The following is a 16,697-nucleotide window of genomic DNA, read 5'->3' on the forward strand; positions in this document are numbered from 1 at the left end:
GCTGCGCGCGCCTCCGGTCGGGCTACGCCCGCCCTCCGCCGCACGCAGCGCAAGGCCATCTTCAACAAACCAACATCATATCCGAAAAGGGGTCCCTCTTCGACGCCGATCGGGGGTCCCTTTTGAACGCCGTTTGACAGGTCAGGCCCACACCGGCAAGTCCTGGCCGCGTGGGTATCTGGCAGTTATGCGCAACCAACATTTGATCCACATCTTTCGATGCCGACCCTGGTCGGGCGACAGCAATGCGCCGGTGATATTGGTGTCGGAATGCGGGAAAGTTACGATCCGGCTGGGCAGCGATGGCGCGTTCGAATGTCTGGCGGGAGCGCCCTCCGACATCGCGGGCGGACATTGTCGAGCCTTGGCCCGCATAGAACGTGTCGCCGCCGAGACGCGCACGCGTATCAAGACGCACACGTCCCAGCCGCGCGCCAGCGACAAATAATCGGGGCCGGTGCCAGCGCCCATCATTCTCAAAACCACTGAACACTGCGGCGGGCCGAGCCTGCCGCGCATTTCAAAGGAAATATCTATGAAATACGAACCCCGTATCGGCGTTGAACGCCGACCGCGCTCCTATATCGTGCTCGACGTCGAGTCCGCCGTCATCGATGAAAGCGGTCATCGCCGTTACCAGGCCACAGAGCGGTATAGCCCCGGTAACGACAACAACCAGCTCGCGCGCCGCGGCTATACGCGCAGCGAAGACCCGCTGACCTGCCCGCGCTGGGTGTTCCAGACCATCGTCACTGCGTCGGTCATGGTGCTGACCGAGCATGCCGACGGTAACCTGGACATCGCGCAGTTCGTGACGTTGAGCCAGCCGGACCATGACGAGCGGGCGATCGTGGCCGGCCTGTTCCAGCTGCTGCAGACCTGGCCAGATGCCGAGCTCGTGACGTGGGCGGGGATGGTGCACGACATTCCGCTGATCATGATGGCGGCCTACAAGCATGGCCTGACGCTTCCCCGCGGCTGGCGCTGGCTGTCGTTCGGCGGCAACGATCCTGCTCGCCACCTCGACTTCGCTCGCATCGTGACCGGCGGGTTCAAGATGAAGCCGATTCATCTGGCCGAGGTGTTGGCTGCGCTGGATATCCCGGCCAAGATGACGGCGCCAGCGTTCGCAGTCACGGGGCTCATTTATGCGGGCAAGTGGGACGCCGTGCAGGAAGCCTGTGAATGCGATACGATTGGCGTCGCATGGCTGCTGGCACGCTGGCGGCGGTCCCACGACGGGCGCGCTGATGTCGATGTCGCGACGGATCGCCTCCTTCGACGGATAATCGAGCTACGCGAGGGGCGCGGCTACGTCGCCGAACTGCAAGCGCGGCGACGACGATTTCTTGTCGAGGCAGGTCGCCGGGCGATGGCGGCCTGATATCGTCCTGCGTTGCTGGCGCGTAGCGGACCGAATGCTGGTCCGCTACGCGGCTCATTGACTACCCGGCGCGCGCTTGCGGGTGATCGTCTTAGGCAGAAGGTACTCGAGAAGCCCCTCTTGGCCATTCTCGACCCCAAACCCCGATTGCTTGTGTCCGGCAAAAGCTACGAAGGGCGAGAGGTGGCGAGTTTCGTTGACCCATACATTGCCGCTCTCGATCCGTTCGGCCAGCGCCCAGGCGGAGTCTTCGTCCGCCCCCCAGACAGTTGCGCCAAGGCCGTATTCGCATGCGTTGGCGCGCGCAATTGCCTCGTCATAATCACCGAATTTGAGGAGCGGCAGTACCGGGCCGAACTGCTCTTCCTGAACGATACGGCTATCTTCGGGGGGATTGTCGATGATTGTGACCGGGATGAAATGACCGGTCCCCGGCGCTTCCTCGCCGCCGGTCAGGAACTCATAGCCTTGCGCGCGCGCGTCGCGGATTAGTTCTAGCACGCGCTTATATTGCAGACTGTTATTGACCGGTCCGATCTGCGTGCCCAGCTCGGCCCCGTCGCCGACCTTTACCGTGCGGGCATAGGCGACGAGAGCGTCGCGCAGCGCATCATAGACCTGTTCGTGGACATAGATGCGCTTCGAGGCGATGCAGATCTGCCCGCCATTGCCGAACGCAGCCCAGAAAATCTGCTCGGCGATCGCCTCGGCATCGACATCGTGCATGACGATCGCGGGGTCGTTACCGCCAAGCTCGAGGGTCACGCGCTTCAGCGTGTCCGACGCTGCGGCCATCACCTTCTTGCCCGTCGCCGTCGAGCCGGTGAAGCTGACCTTGTCGATCCCGGCATGGCTGGTGAGCCAGGGGCCGAGCGCATCGCCGCCGCTGATCACATTGAGCACGCCCGCCGGGAAAATGTCGGCGGCTAGTTCGCCGAGCTTCAGCGCGGTGAGCGGAGTGAAAGGCGAGGGCTTCAATATAACGCAATTGCCCGCGAGCAGCGCCGGTCCGAGCTTGAACGAGGCGAGGATCAGCGGATAGTTCCACGGCGCGATCGCCGCCACCACGCCGATCGGGACGTGCCGGGTTTCGCTGTAGCGCTCGGCGCTGTCCTCGTTGACCGTGACGGGAATGTCGAGGCTCGCTGCCGCCTTGAGCCAGCTTGCCGCGCCCAGCAATTCCTCGGCGGCATCCTTGTGCGGTTTGCCCTGCTCGCGGGTAAGCAGCCGCTTCATCGGCTCGACTTCGGCGATCAGCCGGTCGGCGAGCGCGATGATCGCCTCGCGGCGCGCCTCGACCGGTGTATCGCGCCAGCCCGGAAAGGCGGCACGCGCCGCGGCGACCGCGGCGTCGAGATCGGTCGGCGACGCGTCGGGGGCTGCGGCGAAAATGTCGCCGGTCGCGGGATTTTCCACCGCCAGCTGTGCCGCGCCCGGCACCAGCTGTCCGCCTATCAGCATTCGGAAATCGCGATCGATCGTCATGCCCATTTCTCCATTTGCGCTCACGCGCTCATCTCGCTGTCGAAGCCCATCGGGGCGAACCAGGCGCGGTCTTTGGCCGCGCGTGCGCGGCCAAGCGGCAGGATCGCTGCGGCAAGGCGGCGGTGATAATCGCGTTCACCGCCTGCGTGCGCAGTGCGCAGCAGCGCGTCGATCGCCTCGCGGATCGCCTCGGCGCGATCGCGCGACAGGCCATCCTCGTCGGCGAGCCGGGCGGCGAGGGCGGCGCGGGCGGCGGCGATGGGTTCGCCTCCCCCTGCGATCGCCAGCATCTCGCGGGCCATATCGGACATGTCGGCGAGTTCCCCGGCCTCATGGGCGGGGGTCGCGTCGCGCTGCGCCTGGATGATCTGGATATGCCCCATGGCGAGCATGATCTGCTCGCGCGCGAGATTGGCGCTTTCGGGAAGCGCGGGCAACACCACGGACTGCAGCGCGCGCAGCACGCTGTTGAGGCGATCGTCGACCGAGGGGTTCACTGGCTTTCCTCCATCATGAGGAGCCGCGCCAGCTCGTCGACGAACAACGGCCCGGTCGCGGCAAGGAAGGTGAGCAGCACATCCTGGTGGTTATGCGCTTGGCGCGCGGCGCGCACGCCGAGCGCGGCGACGAGGATGTAGCTCTTCCACGCGTTGAACATGGTGAAATAATGCAGCTTTGCTGGATCGACTCGATTGCCGCTCGCGGCCTCATATTCGGCGAGGAATTGTGCGGGCGGGGCGAGATCGCTGCCGCGAAAGACGCCGTCGATATGGCTGCCGAACACCGGCTGGATCGCCCAGGCGAGATCGGCGTGGAGATCGCCGAGGTAGCACATCTCCCAGTCGAGGATCGCGGTGATCCGACCGTCAGCTTCTTCGAAGAGATAATTGCCGGTGCGATAGTCGCCGTGGACGACCGAGATTTTCTCGCAGTCGGGCACATTATCCTCGAGCCACTGCGTCGCGAGGCGAAGCACGGGCTCCTTGGTCACCGCATCCTGCTCGAGCAATTCCTTCCAGAACTGGATCAGCCAGCGCGTCGGCTGCTTGGGATCGTCCGTCGGCGCGGTAAAGGAGGGCAGATCGGCCGTGCTCCAGTCGAAATTGTGGATGGTCGCCAGATGCCCCAGGAATTGCGGGCGGATGATGTCGCGAAGTGGATCGCCCAATATGGTGCCGAGACCCGTCACCGAAAGCTGGTCCGAGGTTGGCTTGGTCACACCCGCAACGACCTCGACGATCATTGCGGGGCAGGGGAAATGGTCGGCGTCGATGTCGAGCCAGACTGCGGCGGGAACCGGAAGCGTGCCTTCGAACGCGCGCAATATCTCATATTCGCGCGCACGGCTCGTCTCGGTGATGCCCTCGGTCGGGTCCATGCGCAGAATATAGCGGCGTTCGGTGCCGTCGCGCTCGAGCGTGAAGATGAACTGCTCGCGCGATGCGCCGCCGCCCATGCGCGCGACGTCGCGGACATTCGCGCCCGGCTCCCGCTCATCGTACCAGCTTTGCAGCAGCGCCGCGACCGCGCGATCCTCCTGCGGAAGATAGGGCGGCAGACCGCGCCGCGCCTTGCGTTCTTCGAGCAGCGTGGCGAGCAGGGGTTCGGTGTCGTTCATTGTCTCTTCCCTCGCTTTTTGTCAGGCCGCCAGGAAGCCGCCGTCGACGGCATAGGTCGCACCCGTGACATAGCTGGCTTCGGGGCTGGCGAGAAAGGCGATGACATTCGCAACCTCTTCGTTGCGGCCGTAGCGGCGCATCGCGATCAGCCCAGAAAAGCCCGCGCGCGCGGCAGCGGGATCGCCGGGCGCCGCCTGCTCCTCGATCGACTGCATCATCGCATTGTCGATCGGGGCGGGAGCGACGCTGTTCACCCGGATGTTGCTCGCGGCAAGCTCAAGCGCGGCGACCTTGGTGAGACCGAGGATCGCATGTTTGGTGGCGGCATAGGGGCCGATGCCCGGAACCCCGACCTCGCCGGTCACCGACGACATGGTGACGATCGCGCCGCCCGTTTCGGCCATCGCGATCCCGCCATGCTTGATCGCGAGGAAGGTGCTGCGGATGTTGGCGCGCATCACCTCGTCGAGACTCTCGACGTCGGCCATCACCAGCGGGATGACGCTGCCTTCCGATCCCGCGTTGGCGACGAGGATGTCGAGCCGCCCGAAGCGCGCGAGGGTTGCCGCAACGAGCGCCGCCACATCGGCCTCTTCGGCGGGATGCCCGGCACAGGTCGCGACGCGGTCGCTTTCGCCCAGTGCTGCGGCCGCCTCGGCGAGTCGTCCTGCATCACGGCCGGCGATCATGACGCTTGCGCCTTCGCCGAGAAATTTGCGCGCGGTCGCCGATCCGATCCCGCCCGTCGCGCCGGTGATAATGGCAATCTTGCCGTCTAGTCGGCCCATCATGCTCTCCTCTTCCCTATATGTTTTTGCCATCTTTCCGAGCCGGGAGCGCGCTTGGCTCGGCAATGTAAAAGTGACATTGACATCACTTTTACATTCTTGCACTATGAGTGCAAGTCGAAAAGACAATGAATGAATGGAATCGAGGGTGCCGATGGAGCAAGATCCAAACAGCAAGGCTGAGCAGGCGCTGCCGCCCACCCCCAAGGGGCAAGCGACTCGTGAGCGCATGCTCGATGCGGCGACCGAGGTCTTCGGGCAGCGTGGTTACGAAGCGACCCGCGTCGTCGACATCAACACCAAGGCCGGGGTGAGCCACGGCCTCTTCTATCGACACTTCAAGGACAAGGCCGAGATCCTCGTCGCGGTCCTCGACCGGATGAATGCGCAGCTCCGTCACACCTCGGGGCGCGAAGTGGGCGAGGATGGCGCGGTCACCCTTGCGCAGCTCGAGCGGCGCAATATCCAGTTCTTCCGCGAATATTCGCAGAACCGGAAACTGCTTCGCGTGGCGCGCGAAGTCGCGGCGCGGAACGACGAGATCGAGTTTCGCGAAATGTGGCTCAAGATTCGCAACCGCTATGTCGGGCGAACGCATCGCTGGTTCGATCAGCTCGTCGCGAGCGGCGAGATTCCTCCACTCGACGACGCCGCGATGGTCGCGGCGGGGCTGAGTGCGCTTACCGAACAGCTTGCCTATGTCGAGATCGGGCTTGCGGTCGATGATCCCGATGCGGCAACCATCGAGCGGCTCGGTCGCAGCTGCGCCCTGATCTGGTATCGGACGATCCGCGGAGCGACGGCATGAGCCCGGTCGATCTCCTCGATATCGCGCCCTTCCAGAGTTCGCGCGAGCATGAGCTGTTTCGCGGCCTGCGTGGCAGGGAGGGCCTGGCTTTCAACCAGGAGCCCGACGGACCGGGCTTCTGGTCGCTCGTCCGTTACGCGGACATCTCGGCGGCGGCGCGCGAGGGTCAGCTCTTCATCTCGGGGCAGGGAACCCAGATCAAGGATCGCCGCGCCGAAGGCCATGGGGCGCCCAGCGTCCACAACAGCGACGGCACGCTCCATTCGCGGCTGCGCTCGATCGTCATGCCCGGCCTGTCGCGCTCGGTGGTCGAGCGGCGAACCGAGGCATTCGCGCGCATCGCTGAGGAACTGGTGCTCGCGGCGCCGCACGGTGAGGCCTTCGATTTTGTCGATCGCATCGCGGTCCGGCTGCCGATGCTCGTCATCGCCGACATGCTCGGCGTGCCCCCCGAGGAAGCGCCGGCGCTCGTCGACTCGGCCAATCTGATGTCCGACGTCAATGCGAGCGACGCGGAGCAGGCGGGTGCACGCCAGCATCTCTTCGACTATTTCCGTGACCTTGGCGCATTGAAGCGCCGGCAGCCCGCCGACGATCTTGCGACCCTGCTTGTCGAGGCCGATTTTCCGGAGGGCGAAGAGCCGCAGCAACTGCTCGACGCCTATTTCATGCTGCTGACCATCGCCGGCAACGAGACGACGCGCTTTCTCGTTACCGGCGGTCTCGCACAATTGGTGCGGCAAGGCGATTATCCGCTCCTGCGCGATCATGGCGAACTGCTGCCGACCGCGACCGAGGAAATGTGCCGCTTCGTCTCGCCGGTCACGCACATGCGCCGCACGGCCTCGGCCGACACGGTGATCGCCGGGCAGGCGATCGCGAAAGGCGACAAGGTCGTCCTGTGGTTCGCGAGCGGCAATCACGACGAGAAAATGTTCCGCGAAGCGGGCAGACTGGTTCTCGACCGCAAGCCTAACCCGCATATGGGCTTCGGGATCGGACCGCATTTCTGTCTCGGCGCGCATCTCGCGCGGCTCGAGACACGGCTGCTGTTCGAAGCGCTCGGACGCCATATTGAGACGATCGAGCTCGTCGGCGATCCCGAGCGGCTGCCGTCCAACTGGTTTACCGGCTGGTCGGCGATGAAGGTGCGCTGGCAATGAGCGGCACGATCCTTGTCACGGGTTCGGCGAGCGGCATCGGCCGCGCGCTCTACCGCGACCTCGTCGACGCGGGGTATCGGCCGATCGGTCTCGACCGCGCCGCGGGGCCCGGTTGTGACATCGTCTGCGACCTTGCCTCGTCCGAAGCGATCGCCCGCGCGGCGGAGCAGATCGATGGGCCGCTTGCCGCTATCGCGCATGTCGCCGGCTTGCCCGGGACGGCGCCGACGGCGGCGGTGCTCGCGGTGAACCTGCTCGCGCCGCGGCAACTGACCGACGCGCTGGCGGGGCGGCTGGCCGAGGGCGCGAGCATCGTCGCCGTGTCGAGCATCACGGCTGCGCGCTGTTCGCTCGACGATGCCGCGAAAGACTGGCTTCTGGGCCTCGGGCCCCGCGAATTGCAGGCCGAGCTTTCGACCCTCGACGGGACATTGGCCTACGAACATTCAAAGGCGCTGCTCAACCGCTGGATGCTCCATGAGGCGGCCGCTTTCAGCTCGCGCCGGATTCGCGTCAATTGCGTCAGTCCGGGCCCGGTCGAGACGCCGATCCTCGCCGATTTCCGCAGCTCGATGGGCGCGGACCGGATCGCCGCGGCCGAAGCCCTCACGGGCCGTCACGGCCGGCCTGAGGAAATCGCCCAGGCCATCTTCTTCCTGCTGTCGTCGCGCGCGAGCTGGGTCAATGGCGTCGATCTCAAGGTCGATGGCGGCTTTCATGCGCTGCGCACGCTGGCGGGGCGGGGCTGAACGATGAAGCTGATCCTCGTCCGCCACGGCAAGCCCGAAACCCAGGCCGGTGCTACCCCCGCCAATCCGCCGCTGTCGGCGCTCGGCCGCGAGCAGGCCGGGCATGTCGGCCAATATCTTGCCGAAACCGCGGTCGATGCCATCTTTCATAGCGGCATGGCGCGCGCCGCGGGGACCGCGCAGCCGCTCGCCGACCGGCTCGCTATTGTTCCCGAGGCGATCGCCAATCTCGGCGAAGTCGATCGTTACGGGGTCGATTATGCCAATGCCGAGATCATCCGGGCACGCGGCGAGGCGGAATGGCGCCGCTTCCTTGGCGATCCGATCGGCTATTTCGGGATCGACCCGAAGCGCTTCCGTTCGGAGACGCTCGACGCCTACGCCGATCTCCTCGCGCGGCGCCACCTCGAGACCGTCGCGATCTTCACCCACGGTTTTCCGATCAATATCCTGCTCGGGCAGGCGCTCGGCCTCGACGGCATGGGCCATTTCCTGCCCGATTATGGATCGATCACGCGGCTTGCCGGCTCATCGCTCGATCGCCTCGCGGTCGTTAGCGTCAACGAGACCGCGCATTTGTCGGGCCGGTTCTCGGGCGCGTCGGCATGAACTGGTCGCCCGCCGCGATCGCCGCGCGCGACCCGGACCGCGAAGCGCTCGTCTTCGGCGCGCGGCGCTGGACCTACGGCGATCTCGACCGGTTCAGCGCGCGCGTCGCCGCGCTGCTTTGGCACGAAGGACTATCGCAGGGCGATGTCGTCGCGCTGCTCGTCTCGAACCGGCCCGAATTTCTCGGACTTGCCTGGGCGGCGCAGCGTTCGGGTCTCTATTTTCTGCCGATCCCGACCAGGCTGACCCCCGGAGAGGTGCGCTACATCCTCGAGGACAGCGGGGCCCGCGTTCTGATCGCTTCGCCCGACCTCGCCGCGCTTGGCGCGGCGGCCTCGGAGGGCCTCGACCTCAGACGCTACGGCCTCGACGATGGCGGCGGCTTACCGCCTCTCGCCGCGGCGCCTGGCGACCATTCGCCGCCGCCCGCGATCGAGGGCGGCGACATGCTCTACACCTCGGGAACGACGGGCCGGCCCAAGGGCGTGCGCCGTCCGCTGGCCGGCGAAGAATTGGGCAGCGACGGCCGCCGCGTCGAGCGCGGCGCGGCCCTGTTCGGCTTCGATGCCGACACCATTTTTCTGTCGCCCGCGCCACTCTACCACGCGGCCCCGCTGCGCTTCGCGATGAACCTGCTGCGCGCCGGCGCCAAACTTGTCGGCATGGAGAAATTCGATGCCGCCGCAGCGCTCGGTCTGATCGAGCGCGAGCGGGTGACGCACAGCCAGTGGGTGCCAACGATGTTCTCGCGTCTGCTCGCGTTGCCCGGGGATGCGCGGGCGGCGCAGGATCTGTCGTCGCACCGCTGCGCGATCCATGCCGGCGCGCCATGCCCGCCTTCGGTGAAGCGCGCGATGATCGACTGGTGGGGGCCGATCCTCCACGAATATTATTCGGGCACCGAAAGCGTTGGCTTTACGCACATAAGCTCGCCCGAATGGCTCGCCCGGCCGGGCAGCGTCGGACGGGCCTTCGGCTGCACGATTCATATTCTCGATGACGATGGTCGCGAAGTGCCGCCCGGAACGACGGGCACCGTCTATTTCGAGGGCAAGGCCGGGCTCGAATATCACAATGATCCCGAGAAGACGCGCGGCGCGCTCGACGCGCACGGCTGGGCCACGATGGGCGACATCGGCCATGTCGACGACGACGGCTTTCTGTTCCTCACCGACCGGCGGAATTTCACCATCATCTCGGGCGGTGTGAATGTCTATCCGAGCGAAGTCGAAGCGGCGCTGATCGAGCATCCCGCGGTGCGCGACTGCGCGGTCTTCGGGCTTCCCTACTCCGATCTCGGCGAAGTCGTCGCGGTTCTCGTCGAGAGCGACGCCGCGACGGGGCCGCACGACATCGAACTCGCGCGGCGGATCGCCGCCGACATCGCAGCGACCCTCGCCGGGCCGAAGCGCCCGCGCCTCTGGCGCTTCGAAAGCGTCGGCCGGACCGAAACCGGCAAGATCCACAAGCAGAAGCTGCGCGACGCGAGCCGGGAAGCCGGACGCATGATCGACCTTCGAATGTTGGCGCCCGCACGAGACGGGGGCAGCTGACGAGATTTCGACGAACATTTTCAGGGAGAGCGAAAATGACTTATAATAATACCAGAAAAACCGCCCTTTTCATCGCCGGGAGCATGATTGCGCTCGCGGCCGTCCCGGCGGGGGCGCAGGACGCACCGGCGACGCAGGATGCCGCTACGACCGACGAAACGACGAGCGCGGGCGGGCTCAGCGACATCGTCGTGACCGCCCAGAAGAGGTCGCAGAATCTTCAGGATGTTCCCGCCGCCATCTCTGCCTTCTCGTCCGAAGATCTCGCGGCGCGCGGGGTCAGCGAGACGAGTGACCTCATGGGCAGCCTGCCCAATATCCAGGTGACCTCGGCCTATTCGGATACGCAGCCCAATTTCTCGCTCCGCGGCATCTCGGTCGCCAACGAGTTTTCGGCTTCGACGGCATCTCCGGTCGGGGTCTATGTCGACGAAGTCTATCAGAGCTTCCGCGCGAGCCACGGCCAGCAGCTTTATGATCTCGAGCGCGTCGAAGTCCTGCGCGGGCCGCAGGGCACGCTTTACGGCCGCAATACGACGGGCGGCGCGATCAACTTCATCACCCGCAAGCCCGATCTCTCGGGCAACAACGGTTATCTGACGCTCGGCTACGGCAATTATGACACGATCAAGGCCGAGGGCGCGGTCGAGCTGACCCTCGCTGAGGACAAGGCGGGCATTCGCGCCGCCTTCACGCGAAGCAAGGGCGATGGCTATACGTTCAATCCGACACAGAACCTGGACTTCGGCACCACCGATTCGATCGCGGGCCGCATCTCGCTTCGCTTCAAGCCGGTCGATACGATCGATATCAACCTCAAGGCCTATTATGCCAAAAATGACCCGCGGCAGGATCTGCCCTATGGTATCGGCTATCTTCAGGGCCGCACCGACGCCGGGGGCTATTCGCGCTTCGATCCCAGGCCCGAACTCGGGGGTCGGCTGCTGAAGCGAAACGAGGTCCAGTCGGATACCGGCGGCGAATATTTTACCCGGTCGAAAGGGCTGTCGCTCAATATCGAGGCCGAACTCGGGAACGACCTCACCCTGACCTCGATCACCGGCTATGATGTCGGCCGCTATCGCCTCGCTCCGTTTGATTGCGACGGCTCGCCGAACAATATCTGCGCGATCCGCTACGACAGCGCGAGCAAGAGTTTCAACCAGGACCTGCGCCTGACCTATGACGGCGACCGGCTGAAACTGATCGGTGGTCTCTATTATGGCCAGGACAAGATCGACACGCACAATGAGCCCGATTTCTTCGGCTTTCTGCGCCCGATCCTTTCGGGGCTCGGCCTGCCCGGAAACTATGGCAATATCCCGATCGCGGTCGGCAATTCGCTGCGGACGCTACCGGCCTTTGCGCTCGACCCGTCGTTGACCCCGACCGACCCGGGCTTCTGCGCTCCCGTCGTGATCAACCCCGCAGGCTATTTCGACGCGCGCACGCTGATCGCGTTCAACGCCGACGTGGCCGCGACGAATACGGCTGGCGGGACTGCGGCGCAGAACGCCTGCTTCGCGGCGGGCGCCCCACCGTTCGGACCGATCGCCGGAGACCAGCGCTTCACGCTCAAGCGGCCCTCAACCGCCATTTATGGAGAGGCGGTCTGGGATGTCACGGATCAGCTCAGCATCACGCTTGGCCTGCGCTACACATGGGACAAGGTGAAATATCAGAATGCGCGGACGGTCCTCTTCGGGCTGGACGGGGTGACCCCGATCGCTAACCTTGTCCCTTACAGTTCGCCCGATGATCCAAACCTTCCGGCGTTGAACCAGAAGGAATCCTCGGGCGAACTCACCGGGCGCCTCGTCGTCGACTATAAGTTCAGCGACGATGTGATGGGCTATGCGAGCTACAGCCGCGGTTATCGTTCGGGCACCTATAACGGACTCGCTTATCAGGATGTGAGCCAGGTCTATTTCCTCGATCCCGAGAAGGTGAATGCCTATGAGGTCGGGTTGAAGACGCGACTGCTCGACAACAAGCTCCAGCTCAATCTCGCCGGCTTCTATTATGATTATTCGAACCAGCAGATCGCCCAGATCATCGGCGCGACATCCTTCCTGCGTGCCGCAAACGGCCGCGTTTTTGGCGGCGAGGCCGAGCTCGCCCTGCAGGCTACCGACGCGATCCGCTTCGACGCCTCGGTGGGCTATCTCAACAGCAAATATAAAGGCAACAAGATCGACCCGACCGATCCGGCCAGCCTGACACGCAACATCAACGGCAACCAGTTCCCCAACGCACCCAAATGGACTGCGTCGGCGGGGGTCGACGTGACGCTGGTCGACAGCGGTCCGCACAAGTTCCAGGTTCGCGGCGACGTCCAATATATGGGTAAATATTTCTTCGACCCGTTCGGTTCCTACGGCCAGAATCCCTGCGACAAGCCCGCCGCAGGTTCGCTGGTGCTTGCGGCGACGCCCGAGATCGCTTGCGGCAATCCCGACTATGTCCTCTTCAATGCCAGAGCGACTTATACGTTCGACGAGCGCTTCTCGGTCGCGCTGTGGGGCAAGAATCTGACCAACAAATTCTATTATACATATGGTCTGAACCTCAACGCCTTCTACCTCGACTATCTCGCTCGCGGTGCCCCGCGCACCTACGGCGTCGAAGCAACGATGCGCTTCTGACGATCCGGAGCAACCGAAAGTCCGCTTTTCCGCCGCATAATGGCAACGGGAGGGCGGGCCAGACGGCCCCGCGCCACCATCAGGGAATGAGAGTATGACAGGCAGGCTGGAAGGCAAGGTGGCGCTGGTCACCGGCGCGGGATCGGGGCTCGGCGCGGCGATAGCGCGGCGCTTCGCGGACGAAGGCGCACGCGTGATCGTCTCCGATGTCAATCTCGCGGCAGCGAGCGAGGTTGCTCGCCATTTCGGCGGCGGAGCGGTGGCGTTGAGGATCGACGTTGCCGATCCGGCCGATTGGGCAGCCGCCTTGCCGGTTATAGAGGACGCCTTCGGAGCACTTCACATCCTCGTGAACAACGCCGGAATCTGCTTGACGGGTTCGGTCGAAGAAATCTCGATCGAGGACTGGAAGCGGACGCACGCCATCGATCTCGATGGGGTCTTCTATGGCATGCGCAGCTGCCTGCCGCTGATGCGACAGAGCGGCGGCGGCGCGATCCTGAATATCTCGTCGATTTCGGGGATTGTCGCGGCGGGCAACCTCGCCGCCTACAATTCGGCTAAGGCGGCGGTGCGTCACCTGACCAAGTCGGTCGCGCTACACTGCGCCAAAATGGGCGGCAAGATCACCTGCAATTCGCTCCATCCGACCTTCATCGACACACCCTTGCTCGACGGGCTGACGGCGGGGCAGGCGCGCGAAGATGTCCTGGCCAAGCTTGCCCGCCAGATTCCGCTCGGGCGTGTCGGCGTGCCTGGCGATGTCGCGAACGCCGCGCTCTATTTCTGTTCGGACGAAGCAAGCTTCGTGACGGGTGCCGAGCTAGTGATCGATGGCGGACTTTCGGCGATGTGACCCCAGCACGGCATGCCGCAACCACCCCATCAATTAGGATCGGAGCCAATAGCCGATGAGTATCTCTGACCGCGCCCTCGCCATCGCCGCGAAGGTCGAAACCTTTGTCCGCGAAACCGTCGTTCCCTACGAGAAGGATCCGCGCCGCGACCATCATGGCGCACCGACCGACGACCTCGTGATGGAAATGCGCGAACATGCCCGCAACGCCGGGGTGTTGACGCCGCATATCCTGGGCGACGGCGGTCATTTGAACCAGCGCGAGACCGCGGTCGTGCTGATCAAGAGCGGCCTGTCGCCGCTCGGCCCGCTCGCCTGTAACACGATGGCACCCGACGAGGGCAATATGTATCTGCTGGGCAAGGAGGGGAGTCCGGAACTTAAGGAGCGGTTTCTCAAGCCTATGGTCGAAGGCAGCGTCCGTTCGGCCTTCTTCATGACGGAGCCTGCCGAAGAGGGCGGCGCAGGATCTGACCCGTCGATGATGAAAACGACGTGCCACCTCGACGGCAATCACTGGGTCGTCAACGGCCGCAAGACCTTCATCACCGGCGCGCTGGGCGCGCGGGTGGGCATTGTGATGGCGAAGTCCGAACAGGGCGCCTGCATGTTCCTCGTCGACCTACCGGACCCCGCGATCCGCATCGACGACGTACCCAACACGATCGACAGCTCGATGCCCGGCGGCCACGCAACGATCACTATCGATAGCCTCCGCATTCCGGCCGACCAGATGCTGGGCGAAGCGGGCGAAGGCTTTCGTTATGCGCAGGTCCGTCTCTCGCCTGCGCGCCTGTCGCACTGCATGCGCTGGCTGGGCGCGTGCATCCGCGCGCACGAGATTGCGACCGACTATGCCAACCGCCGCGAAGCGTTCGGCAAGGCGCTGATCGATCACGAAGGTGTCGGCTTCATGCTCGCCGAAAACATGATCGACCTGAAACAGGCCGAGCTGATGATCGACTGGTGCGCGGGCGTGCTCGACACCGGCTCGCTCGGCACCGTCGAAAGCTCGATGGCAAAGGTCGCGGTGTCGGAAGCGCTGATGCGCGTCGCCGACCGCTGCGTCCAGGTGATGGGCGGCACCGGGGTCACCGACAAGACGATCGTCGAGCAGGTGTTCCGCGAAGTCCGTGCCTTCCGCATCTATGACGGCCCGACTGAAGTCCACAAATGGAGCCTCGCCAAGAAGATCAAGCGCGACTGGAAGGCTGGCTTGTGAGTGTGGGAGGCGAGCACGGGGCGGGCACGGCGGCTGTGCGCGACGGTTTCGCCTTCGACGAAGCGGCCTTGCGCGACTGGCTGGTTTTGCATGTCGACGGTTTTTCGGGGCCGCTCAGTATAGAGCGTTTCAAAGGCGGTCAGTCCAACCCTACCTACAGGCTCTGCACGCCGTGCGCGCATTATGTGCTCCGGCGGAAGCCGCCGGGGCCGCTGCTCCCTGGCGCTCACGCCATCGAACGCGAAGTTCGCGTGCTGACGGCGCTCAAGGCGGCCGGCTTTCCCGTGCCGCATATCTTCGCGTTATGCGAGGAGCCGACTGTTATCGGGACGCCCTTCTATATCATGGAAATGGTCGAGGGCCGGATCTTCTGGGACGCGACATTCCCGTCTGTTCCGCATGCAGAACGGTCCGCCTATTTCGATGCGATGAATGAGACAATTTCCCGGCTTCACGCGATCGATCAATTAGCGGTGGGACTCGGCGATTACGGCAAACCCGGCGACTATTTCGCACGGCAGATCGGTCGCTGGTCCAAACAATATCTCGCCGACGATCTCGCCGGGCGCGATCCGAATATGGACTATATGCTCGAGTGGCTTCCGGCCCATCTTCCGGAAAGTAATGCAACGGCCATCGTCCATGGCGACTTCCGATGCGACAATATGATCTTCCACCCGACCGAACCGCAGATCGTGGCAGTTCTCGACTGGGAATTGTCTACGCTCGGCCATCCCTTGGCCGATTTTGCCTATCATGCGATGATGTACCGGATGCCGCCGCACATCGTGGCAGGGCTTGCGGGTGCCGATCTAGAGGCGCTCGGCATTCCGTCCGAAGCCCGGTATGTTGGCGATTATTGCCGCAGAACCGGCATGCCCGACACCGACTATGCGTTCGCCATCGCGTTCAACTTCTTCCGCCTTGCTGCGATCTTCCACGGGATCAAGGGGCGGGCCATCCGGGGCACCGCCTCGTCGGCAGAAGCGCATGAGCGCGCGCGGGCCTTTCCCGACCTCGCTGCCCTAGCGGTCGCGCAGACGCGGCCCGGACGCGACCCATTGTCAGCCTGAAATTTGAGGAAACAGATATGCCAGAGATTATCATCGTCCTGCGCGACGGCAGCGATCGGATCATCGACACCGATCCCGAATATTCGCTGATGGAAGCCATTCGCGATGCCGGCGTCGATGAAATGCTCGCGATGTGCGGCGGCTGCTGCTCATGCGCGACCTGCCATGTCTATATCGAAGAGTCCGGAGGCGATTTGTCCGAGCCGTCGGCGGACGAGGACGACCTCCTCGATTCGACCGGTTGTCGAACAAGCCAGTCGCGCCTCGCGTGCCAGGTCCGGCTGGCCGAATCGACCATCAAGCGCGCACGCATCGCTCCCGAAGATTGACCGTGAGGAAGGACGAGGCTGGCGCATGCATGCAAATTTCACTTTCGATCTGACCGGCCGGACTGCCCTGGTGACCGGCGCGTCGTCAGGGATCGGGCGCCGCTTTGCGACCTTGCTTGCCCGATCGGGCGCACGGGTGATTGCGGCCGCCCGGCGAACCGAACGACTTGACGAACTTTGGGCGGATATTCGCAAGTCAGGGGGCGAGGCAATCGGGATCGGGTATGGACGTGGCCGACGAAGACTCCACCATTGCCGCTTATGACGCGGCAGAGCTGAGGATCAGCGTGCAATAGGCACCCCCTTCGTGGGGTGATCGGCGTGCAAAAAGGACCCCTTCATCCCGGGGATTTAGTCGGCCGACTGGTTTTGATCAGTTGGCGAGAACGGGATGTTGATCGTGGAGACAGTGGT

The 16,697-nt window shown here is 64.3% G+C and carries 16 protein-coding genes; 12 read left to right on the top strand and 4 right to left on the bottom strand.

The annotated features are described in order from the left end of the window. Positions 1-535: 535 nt before the first annotated feature. Entirely contained in the window at positions 536-1,384 is an 849-nt protein-coding gene (locus VGN62_RS00005; RefSeq protein ID WP_327449906.1) for a hypothetical protein, read from the top strand. 54 nt (positions 1,385-1,438) lie between these two features. Here the strand turns inward: VGN62_RS00005 and VGN62_RS00010 are convergent, their stop codons facing one another. The 4 genes from VGN62_RS00010 to VGN62_RS00025 are packed head-to-tail and all read right to left on the bottom strand — an operon-like array spanning position 1,439 to position 5,279. Beyond that, complete coding sequence (locus VGN62_RS00010) at positions 1,439-2,869, bottom strand: aldehyde dehydrogenase family protein (RefSeq protein WP_062900803.1); 1,431 nt, start codon at positions 2,867-2,869, stop codon at positions 1,439-1,441. Between the two features lie 20 nt (positions 2,870-2,889). Further along, positions 2,890-3,366 carry a hypothetical protein gene (locus VGN62_RS00015; protein WP_062900802.1) on the bottom strand — a complete coding sequence of 159 codons (477 nt, stop codon included), beginning with the start codon at positions 3,364-3,366 and terminating at the stop codon, positions 2,890-2,892. Next, positions 3,363-4,487: a phosphotransferase family protein gene (locus VGN62_RS00020; protein WP_294036619.1), complete on the bottom strand. Its 1,125-nt coding sequence runs from the start codon at positions 4,485-4,487 to the stop codon at positions 3,363-3,365. Before VGN62_RS00020 ends, VGN62_RS00015 begins: the two co-directional genes overlap by 4 nt. A gap of 21 nt (positions 4,488-4,508) precedes the next feature. Beyond that, positions 4,509-5,279 (bottom strand): SDR family NAD(P)-dependent oxidoreductase, encoded by a 771-nt coding sequence (locus VGN62_RS00025; RefSeq protein WP_202988371.1) that lies wholly within the window; start codon positions 5,277-5,279, stop codon positions 4,509-4,511. Positions 5,280-5,430: 151 nt separating this feature from the next. On the opposite strand from VGN62_RS00025, the gene VGN62_RS00030 reads away from it, so the two are divergent. From VGN62_RS00030 to VGN62_RS00080, 11 genes are all read left to right on the top strand, one after another. Continuing rightward, positions 5,431-6,084, top strand: a complete 654-nt coding sequence (locus tag VGN62_RS00030) for a TetR/AcrR family transcriptional regulator (protein ID WP_294036624.1) — start codon at positions 5,431-5,433, stop codon at positions 6,082-6,084. Continuing rightward, the gene (locus VGN62_RS00035) at positions 6,081-7,247 is read left to right on the top strand and encodes a cytochrome P450 (RefSeq protein WP_062900798.1); all 1,167 of its coding nucleotides are present in this window, start codon (positions 6,081-6,083) and stop codon (positions 7,245-7,247) included. Before VGN62_RS00030 ends, VGN62_RS00035 begins: the two co-directional genes overlap by 4 nt. Beyond that, on the top strand, positions 7,244-7,996 hold the full coding sequence (locus tag VGN62_RS00040) for an SDR family oxidoreductase (protein WP_062900797.1): 753 nt from the start codon (positions 7,244-7,246) through the stop codon (positions 7,994-7,996). Before VGN62_RS00035 ends, VGN62_RS00040 begins: the two co-directional genes overlap by 4 nt. A gap of 3 nt (positions 7,997-7,999) precedes the next feature. Continuing rightward, positions 8,000-8,605, top strand: coding sequence for a histidine phosphatase family protein (locus tag VGN62_RS00045; protein ID WP_294036628.1), 606 nt, complete (start codon positions 8,000-8,002; stop codon positions 8,603-8,605). After that, positions 8,602-10,158, top strand: a complete 1,557-nt coding sequence (locus tag VGN62_RS00050) for an AMP-binding protein (protein ID WP_327449920.1) — start codon at positions 8,602-8,604, stop codon at positions 10,156-10,158. Before VGN62_RS00045 ends, VGN62_RS00050 begins: the two co-directional genes overlap by 4 nt. Before the next feature lie 35 nt (positions 10,159-10,193). Further along, a complete protein-coding gene (locus tag VGN62_RS00055) occupies positions 10,194-12,803 on the top strand; it encodes a TonB-dependent receptor (RefSeq protein WP_327449922.1) in 2,610 nt (869 codons plus the stop codon). Between the two features lie 94 nt (positions 12,804-12,897). Then, positions 12,898-13,659, top strand: coding sequence for a glucose 1-dehydrogenase (locus tag VGN62_RS00060; RefSeq protein WP_294036631.1), 762 nt, complete (start codon positions 12,898-12,900; stop codon positions 13,657-13,659). Positions 13,660-13,714: 55 nt separating this feature from the next. Then, positions 13,715-14,881 (top strand): acyl-CoA dehydrogenase family protein, encoded by a 1,167-nt coding sequence (locus VGN62_RS00065; protein ID WP_294036633.1) that lies wholly within the window; start codon positions 13,715-13,717, stop codon positions 14,879-14,881. Beyond that, the gene (locus VGN62_RS00070) at positions 14,833-15,954 is read left to right on the top strand and encodes a phosphotransferase (RefSeq protein ID WP_414713233.1); all 1,122 of its coding nucleotides are present in this window, start codon (positions 14,833-14,835) and stop codon (positions 15,952-15,954) included. Before VGN62_RS00065 ends, VGN62_RS00070 begins: the two co-directional genes overlap by 49 nt. A 17-nt stretch (positions 15,955-15,971) precedes the next feature. Then, positions 15,972-16,283, top strand: a complete 312-nt coding sequence (locus VGN62_RS00075) for a 2Fe-2S iron-sulfur cluster-binding protein (protein ID WP_294036637.1) — start codon at positions 15,972-15,974, stop codon at positions 16,281-16,283. A gap of 25 nt (positions 16,284-16,308) precedes the next feature. Further along, positions 16,309-16,548 carry an SDR family NAD(P)-dependent oxidoreductase gene (locus tag VGN62_RS00080; protein ID WP_327449926.1) on the top strand — a complete coding sequence of 80 codons (240 nt, stop codon included), beginning with the start codon at positions 16,309-16,311 and terminating at the stop codon, positions 16,546-16,548. The last annotated feature ends 149 nt before the right edge of the window (positions 16,549-16,697 follow it).

The sequence above is a fragment of the Sphingopyxis sp. genome (genome assembly GCF_035998905.1).
Taxonomy (GTDB): domain Bacteria; phylum Pseudomonadota; class Alphaproteobacteria; order Sphingomonadales; family Sphingomonadaceae; genus Sphingopyxis.